The organism is Pseudomonas sp. UV AK001, assembly GCF_046097675.1.
Taxonomy (GTDB): domain Bacteria; phylum Pseudomonadota; class Gammaproteobacteria; order Pseudomonadales; family Pseudomonadaceae; genus Aquipseudomonas; species Aquipseudomonas kribbensis.
This window is the reverse complement of sequence record NZ_JBJUVZ010000005.1, coordinates 55,000-61,700: the sequence shown is the minus strand read 5'-3', so window position 1 is coordinate 61,700 and position 6,701 is coordinate 55,000. Positions and strand designations below refer to the sequence as shown.

The following is a 6,701-nucleotide window of genomic DNA, read 5'->3' as shown; positions in this document are numbered from 1 at the left end:
CCATGCGCTTCAACCAACTCGCTGCCGCCCTGCTCATCTGTGCCTTGCCGGCCGTCAGCCAGGCCCGTGACACGGCGGTCTATCTGCCATTCGACAAAGCGGTCGCCGAAGCGACCCGCACCGGCAAGATCGACGGCAGCGTGAAGTTCTATCTGGCGGGCAACGCCCCGGCCGGCAAAGTCAGCGTCGTCAGCCCTGGCGCGGTGACCAACAAGAAGACCAACGCCTTCAACAAGTCCGACCAGGAAGCCTGCGAGTGGGTCGTGCAATCGGCGATCATCAGCCTGCACCAGGCGGCGAAAAACGCCGGCGCCAATGCCGTGACCAACATCGTCAGCTTCTACAAGAGCAACGAGCGCAAGGACGCGAAAAACTACGAATGCCACGCCGGCGCAATCATGGCCGGCGTTGCGTTGAAGGGTGATCTGGCGACGGTTCAGTAACCGCCGGAAACGACAAAGGGCGCCTTTCGGCGCCCTTTCAGTTCAGATCATGTGCTGGCGTGCAACTTCAGCCCCAGCGCTTTCATGACTTTGAGGATCGTTCCAAACTCGGGATTTACCTCGCCTGACAGTGCGCGATAAAGGCTTTCCCGTGACAGCCCTGCATCGCGCGCGACCTGGCTCATGCCACGCGCCCGAGCGATAGTGCCAAGTGCCTTGGCAATAAAAGCCGGGTCGTCCCCCGCCTCCTCCATACAGGCGTCCAGATAGTTGGCCATGTCCTCTTCTGTCTTGAGGTACTCGGCTGAGTCCCAACGAGTGAATTGTTCGGTCATGGGTTTTGCTCCTGCCAGGATTCCGCGATGAGCCTGGCTTGCTTGATGTCTCGAGATTGACTGCTCTTGTCTCCACCGCAAAGGAGGATGACCAGCTGACGACCTTGCTGCATGAAATAGACCCGATATCCCGGGCCATAGTCAATTCGGGCTTCGCTGATCCCTTCGCCAATGGCTTTGACATCACCGAAATTCCCATCAGCCATGCGATCAATTCGCACCTGAATACGCATCCTGGCGCGACTATCAGCCAGCTTCACAAGCCAGCTCGAGAATGTGGAGCTTCGAAGTATCTCAGTCATGGCCGCAAGTGTAGCCGCTAAGCTACACGCACTCTACATGGACTTCTCTCTGTCCGATATACGGCGTCTACACTCGCCATACCCGTAATTTGCTGCGCGTTACGTCAAGGAGATGACCATGCAAGCGAAAGCCCTGATCGCCGCCGCCCTCTTCAGCCTGCTTCCCGGCGCCAGCCACGCCACCAACCTGATGTACATGCCGTTCGAAACCGTGCTGTCGGATGCGATTCGGGCCGGGCGGCTGGATGGCAGTGTGAAGTTTTACCTGATCGGCAATGGACCTCAGGGGACTCAGCGGATGTTGCAGCGCGGTGTGGTCAGCGATCTGAAGACCAACGGCTTCAACAAGAGCGATCACGACTCCTGCGAGTGGGTGCTGCAATCGAACCTGATTGCGCTGCAGGCCCAGGCCAAACGTGTCGGGGCGAATGCAGTGACCAATATCGTCAGCTACTACGACCAGCATGTGCGCAAGGATCTGAACACATACGAATGTCGCGCCGGGGTGTTTGTGACGCGGGTGGCGTTGAAAGGGGATCTGGTGCGGCTGCCTTGATCAGCCGGCCTCGACCTTGCGTGTGAGCAATTCGACAAACGCCTTGGCCATCGGCGATTTCTGATCCTTGCGCTGCACCAGCCACACCGCGGTCACGGCCTCGGGATCCAGCAGCGGCCGATAGACCACGCCGTCGATGCGCATCCGCTGATACGAGGCCGGCATCACCGACACGCCCAGGCCTGCCGCCACAAGGCCGATGATGGTCATGGCTTCCCCCGCCTCCTGAGCGAAGTGCGGGCTGAAACCGGCGTCACGGGCCAGGCTGATCAACTGCGAATACAGACCGCTGCCGTAGCTGCGGGGGAAGAACACGAACGGCTCCAGCGCCAACGCCGACAGAAACAAGCCTTCCTCGCTGCCCTGGGCCAGCGGATGTTTGGAGCTGAGCACGGCCACCAAGGGCTCGCGCATCAGTTCGACCACGCTCAACGAATCAGGCAAACCCAACGGACGCATGATGCCGACCTCGATCGACTCGTCCACCAGTGCGTCGGCCACCATGGTGCTGCTCATCTCCCGCAGATTCAGGTGCACGGCCGGGAAACGCTGGCGGAAGGAAAAAATCGCCTGGGGAATGGTCGAGTTGAACGGTGCCGACGAGGTGAAGCCGATCTTCAGTTCCCCCAGTTCTCCAAGCTGCGCGCGGCGGGCCACATCCGCCGCTTTATCGACCTGGGCCAGCACCAGCCGCGCTTCCTCCAGAAACAGTCGCCCGGCTTCGCTGAGCTCGACCCGACGATTGGTACGCTCGAACAGCCGTGCGCCGACTTCCTGTTCCAGCGCCTGAATCTGCTGGCTCAGCGGTGGCTGGGAGATGCCCAGCACCTGTGCGGCGCGGCCGAAGTGCAGTTCTTCGGCAACGGCGATGAAGTAGCGCAGATGACGCAATTCCATGGACACCCCATTAGGTCGTGAAAGCTATCAAACAGGTCGAACAATATATTGGATAGAAACATTAGCCAGCTATATGATTTTTTCATTGCCTGCTTGTCCGCGCCCTCCGAGGTCTGATGTGAAAACCGCCGTCGCTCCACTGGCCCATGAAGTCCCGCCCGCTGCGGCAGACGATGTGCTGACCGAACTGCAAGAGATCTACATCGAGAAAGGCACGCCCGCGTTCATGCGCACAGTGCTGGCATTGTTCAGCGGCGGCTTCGCGACCTTCGCCCTGCTGTACTGCGTGCAGCCGATGATGCCGCTGCTGTCCCACGAATATTCGATCAACGCGGCGCAGAGCAGCCTGATCCTGTCAGTGGCCACCGGCATGCTGGCCTTTGGTCTGCTGATCACCGGCCCGATTTCCGACCGGGTCGGGCGCAAACCGGTGATGGTCGCCGCGCTGTTTGCTGCGGCCCTGTGCACCATCGCCAGTTCGATGATGCCGAGCTGGCATGGCGTACTGATCATGCGCGCTCTGATCGGGCTGTCGTTGAGCGGCCTGGCGGCTGTGGCGATGACGTACCTGAGCGAGGAAATCCATCCGCAGCACATCGGGCTGGCGATGGGCCTGTACATCGGCGGCAACGCGATTGGCGGGATGAGCGGGCGTCTGATCACTGGTGTGTTGATCGACTTCGTCAGCTGGCACACGGCGATGATGGTGATCGGCGGTCTGGCGCTGATTGCGGCGGCGGTGTTCTGGAAAATCCTGCCCGAATCACGCAACTTCCGCTCCCGTTCGCTGCATCCGCGCAGTCTGCTTGACGGCTTCACCATGCACTTTCGCGACGCCGGTCTGCCGCTGCTGTTTCTTGAGGCGTTCGTGCTGATGGGCGCGTTCGTCACGTTGTTCAACTACATCGGCTACCGCCTGCTGGCCGAGCCGTATCACCTGGACCAGGTGTTTGTGGGGCTGTTGTCGGTGGTCTATCTATCGGGCATCTACAGCTCGGCGAAAATCGGTTCACTGGCCGACAAACTGGGCCGCCGCAAAGTCCTGTGGGCGACCATCGCCCTGATGTTCGCCGGCCTCGCCCTGACCATGTTTACACCGCTGCCACTGGTGATCGTCGGCATGTTGATCTTCACCTTCGGCTTCTTCGGCGCCCATTCGGTGGCCAGCAGCTGGATCGGCCGCCGGGCGCTCAAGGCCAAGGGCCAGGCCTCGTCGCTTTACCTGTTCAGTTACTACGCCGGGTCGAGCATCGCCGGGACGGCGGGCGGGGTGTTCTGGCACATGGCCGGATGGAACGGGATTGGCCTGTTCATTGGCGCGTTGCTGCTGGTGGCGCTGTTGGTGGCGTTGAAGCTTGCGAAGTTGCCGCCGCTGGGTGGCGTCAAAGCCTGATTCACGCCCACAAAAAAAACGCCCGGCATAAGCCGGGCGTTTTTGTTTTCCAACATTGGAGCTGGGCAAAGATCACTCGTGATACTGCGCCGACAACTCGTGCACCGCACGCAGGAACGCGCCGGCGTGTTCCGGATCGACTTCCGGCGTGATGCCGTGGCCGAGGTTGAAAACGTGACCGCTGCCCTTGCCGTAGCTGGCGAGGATGCGCCCGACTTCGGTGCGGATCGCTTCCGGCTTGGCGTACAGAACGGTCGGGTCCATGTTGCCTTGCAGCGCGACCTTGTCGCCGACGCGGGCGCGGGCGTTGCCGATGTCGCAGGTCCAGTCCAGGCCCAGTGCGTCGGCACCGGCGTCGGCGATGCTTTCCAGCCACAGACCGCCGTTCTTGGTGAACAGGATCACCGGCACCTTGCGACCGTCGTGCTCGCGGATCAGGCCGCTGACGATTTTTTTCATGTAGGCCAGGGAGAATTCCTGATACGCCGCCGCCGACAGGTTGCCGCCCCAGGTATCGAAGATCTGCACAGCTTGCGCGCCCGCCTGGATCTGGCCGTTGAGGTACGAAGTCACCGACTGCGCCAGCTTGTCCAGCAGCAGGTGCATGGCTTGCGGGTTGTCGTAGAGCATCGCCTTGGTCTTGCGGAAGTCTTTCGACGAGCCGCCTTCGACCATGTAGGTGGCGAGGGTCCACGGGCTGCCGGAGAAACCGATCAGCGGCACGCGGCCGTTGAGTTCGCGGCGGATGGTGCTGACCGCGTCCATCACGTAGCCGAGGTCTTTGTGCGGATCCGGGATCGGCAGGGCTTCGATGTCGGCCAGGGTGCTGACAACTTTCTTGAAGCGCGGACCTTCACCGGTCTCGAAGTACAGGCCCTGGCCCATGGCATCGGGAATGGTGAGGATGTCGGAGAACAGGATCGCCGCGTCCAGTTGTGGATAGCGGTCGAGGGGTTGCAACGTGACTTCGCAGGCGAATTCCGGATTCATGCACAGGCTCATGAAATCACCGGCCTGGGCGCGGCTGGCGCGGTATTCCGGCAGGTAGCGGCCGGCCTGGCGCATCATCCACACAGGGGTGACGTCTACGGGTTGCTTGAGCAGGGCGCGGAGGAAACGGTCGTTCTTCAGGGCAGTCATGTCGGCATCCGGAAAAAAAGTGCGGGCATTTTCTCAGAGCGCGACGCAAAAGGCACGGATGCAGGTCAGCCTTTTGTCTATCGGGTCAATTTGTCGCAATGATTTCGCGGATTCCAGCAACACCCTGAAAACAATGTGGGAGCTGGCAAGCCAGCTCCCACAGGTATTGCGGTGCAGTTTCGAACCGGGTTTAGACGCCCAGGTAATCCAGGATCCCTTCCGCCGCATTACGGCCTTCGAAGATCGCCGTCACCACCAGGTCGGAACCTCGCACCATGTCGCCACCGGCGAAGATTTTCGGGTTGCTGGTCTGGTGCTTGTACTGACCTTGCTCAGGCGCAACAACGCGGCCCTGGCTGTCGGTCTGGATCTCGAACTGCTCGAACCACGGCGCCGGGCTCGGGCGGAAACCGAACGCGATGACCACGGCGTCGGCCGGGATGATCTCTTCGGAACCCGGGATCGGCTCGGGGCTGCGACGGCCACGGGCGTCCGGCTCGCCGAGACGGGTCTCGACCACTTTCACGCCTTCGACCTTGTCTTCGCCGACGATGGCGATCGGCTGGCGGTTGTAGAGGAATTTCACGCCTTCTTCCTTGGCGTTCTTCACCTCTTTGCGCGAGCCCGGCATGTTCGCTTCGTCACGACGATAGGCGCAGGTCACCGACTTGGCGCCCTGGCGGATCGATGTGCGGTTGCAGTCCATCGCCGTGTCGCCGCCGCCCAGCACCACAACCTTCTTGCCCTTCATGTCGACGAAATCTTCCGGCGACTTTTCAAAGCCCAGGTTGCGGTTGACGTTGGCGATCAGGAAGTCCAGCGCGTCATACACGCCTGGCAGATCCTCACCGGCAAAACCGCCCTTCATGTAGGTGTAGGTGCCCATGCCCATGAACACGGCATCGTATTCGGCGAGCAATTGCTCCATGGTCACGTCCTTGCCGACCTCGGTGTTGAGGCGGAATTCGATGCCCATGCCGGTGAAGACTTCGCGGCGATTGCTCAGCACGGTCTTCTCAAGCTTGAACTCAGGGATGCCGAAGGTCAGCAGACCGCCGATTTCCGGGTTCTTGTCGAACACCACCGGGGTCACGCCACCGCGCACCAGCACGTCGGCACAACCGAGGCCCGCCGGGCCTGCACCGATGATCGCGACACGCTTGCCGGTCGGTTTGACCTTGGACATGTCCGGACGCCAGCCCATGGCGAACGCGGTGTCGGTGATGTACTTCTCGACCGAACCGATGGTCACCGCGCCGAAGCCGTCGTTAAGGGTGCACGCACCCTCGCACAGACGATCCTGCGGGCACACCCGGCCGCAGACTTCCGGCAGGGTGTTGGTCTGGTGCGACAGCTCGGCGGCCTGGAGGATGTTGCCCTCGGCCACCAGTTTCAGCCAGTTCGGAATGAAGTTGTGCACCGGGCACTTCCATTCGCAATACGGGTTGCCGCAACCCAGGCAGCGGTGGGCCTGGTCGGCCGACTGCTGGGGTTTGAACGGTTCGTAGATTTCCACGAACTCTTTCTTGCGTTGACGCAACAGTTTCTTCTTCGGATCCTTGCGCCCGACATCGATGAACTGGAAGTCGTTATTCAGACGTTCAGCCATTGTTAAAACCTCATCAAACTCTTCAG

At 61.1% G+C, this 6,701-nt stretch carries 8 protein-coding genes; 3 read left to right on the top strand and 5 right to left on the bottom strand.

Annotated features, from left to right (window positions below):
* Positions 1–2: 2 nt before the first annotated feature.
* Positions 3–443, top strand: a complete 441-nt coding sequence (locus ACKLNA_RS15780) for an excinuclease (RefSeq protein ID WP_119429522.1) — start codon at positions 3–5, stop codon at positions 441–443.
* A 47-nt stretch (positions 444–490) separates the two neighbouring features.
* Here ACKLNA_RS15780 and ACKLNA_RS15775 read toward each other — a convergent pair whose 3' ends face one another.
* Positions 491–778: an addiction module antidote protein gene (locus ACKLNA_RS15775; protein ID WP_408986372.1), complete on the bottom strand. Its 288-nt coding sequence runs from the start codon at positions 776–778 to the stop codon at positions 491–493.
* Entirely contained in the window at positions 775–1,080 is a 306-nt protein-coding gene (locus ACKLNA_RS15770) for a type II toxin-antitoxin system RelE/ParE family toxin (RefSeq protein WP_102620197.1), read from the bottom strand. The genes ACKLNA_RS15775 and ACKLNA_RS15770 overlap by 4 nt, the downstream gene beginning before the upstream one ends.
* 118 nt (positions 1,081–1,198) lie before the next feature.
* Here ACKLNA_RS15770 and ACKLNA_RS15765 point away from each other — a divergent pair, with 118 nt between their 5' ends.
* Positions 1,199–1,636, top strand: a complete 438-nt coding sequence (locus ACKLNA_RS15765; RefSeq protein WP_408986371.1) for an excinuclease — start codon at positions 1,199–1,201, stop codon at positions 1,634–1,636.
* Here the strand turns inward: ACKLNA_RS15765 and ACKLNA_RS15760 are convergent, their stop codons facing one another.
* Positions 1,637–2,533: a LysR family transcriptional regulator gene (locus tag ACKLNA_RS15760; protein ID WP_039766450.1), complete on the bottom strand. Its 897-nt coding sequence runs from the start codon at positions 2,531–2,533 to the stop codon at positions 1,637–1,639. It lies immediately after the preceding gene.
* 118 nt (positions 2,534–2,651) lie between these two features.
* On the opposite strand from ACKLNA_RS15760, the gene ACKLNA_RS15755 reads away from it, so the two are divergent.
* Positions 2,652–3,926: an MFS transporter gene (locus tag ACKLNA_RS15755; RefSeq protein ID WP_408986370.1), complete on the top strand. Its 1,275-nt coding sequence runs from the start codon at positions 2,652–2,654 to the stop codon at positions 3,924–3,926.
* Positions 3,927–3,998: 72 nt separating this feature from the next.
* Here ACKLNA_RS15755 and hemE read toward each other — a convergent pair whose 3' ends face one another.
* Together hemE and ACKLNA_RS15745 are read right to left on the bottom strand one after the other, a co-directional pair.
* On the bottom strand, positions 3,999–5,066 hold the full coding sequence (hemE, locus tag ACKLNA_RS15750) for a uroporphyrinogen decarboxylase (protein ID WP_007952372.1): 1,068 nt from the start codon (positions 5,064–5,066) through the stop codon (positions 3,999–4,001).
* Positions 5,067–5,256: 190 nt separating this feature from the next.
* Positions 5,257–6,675: an FAD-dependent oxidoreductase gene (locus tag ACKLNA_RS15745; RefSeq protein WP_007909438.1), complete on the bottom strand. Its 1,419-nt coding sequence runs from the start codon at positions 6,673–6,675 to the stop codon at positions 5,257–5,259.
* Positions 6,676–6,701 lie beyond the last annotated feature (26 nt).

Bases quoted from the DNA above. Each gene is read 5' to 3' on its own strand.
- ACKLNA_RS15775 (WP_408986372.1), bottom strand. From the start codon at position 778: ATGACCGAACAATTCACTCGTTGGGACTCAGCCGAGTACCTCAAGACA.
- ACKLNA_RS15765 (WP_408986371.1), top strand. From the start codon at position 1,199: ATGCAAGCGAAAGCCCTGATCGCCGCCGCCCTCTTCAGCCTGCTTCCC.
- ACKLNA_RS15770 (WP_102620197.1), bottom strand. From the start codon at position 1,080: ATGACTGAGATACTTCGAAGCTCCACATTCTCGAGCTGGCTTGTGAAG.
- ACKLNA_RS15780 (WP_119429522.1), top strand. From the start codon at position 3: ATGCGCTTCAACCAACTCGCTGCCGCCCTGCTCATCTGTGCCTTGCCG.
- ACKLNA_RS15745 (WP_007909438.1), bottom strand. From the start codon at position 6,675: ATGGCTGAACGTCTGAATAACGACTTCCAGTTCATCGATGTCGGGCGC.
- hemE (WP_007952372.1), bottom strand. From the start codon at position 5,066: ATGACTGCCCTGAAGAACGACCGTTTCCTCCGCGCCCTGCTCAAGCAA.
- ACKLNA_RS15760 (WP_039766450.1), bottom strand. From the start codon at position 2,533: ATGGAATTGCGTCATCTGCGCTACTTCATCGCCGTTGCCGAAGAACTG.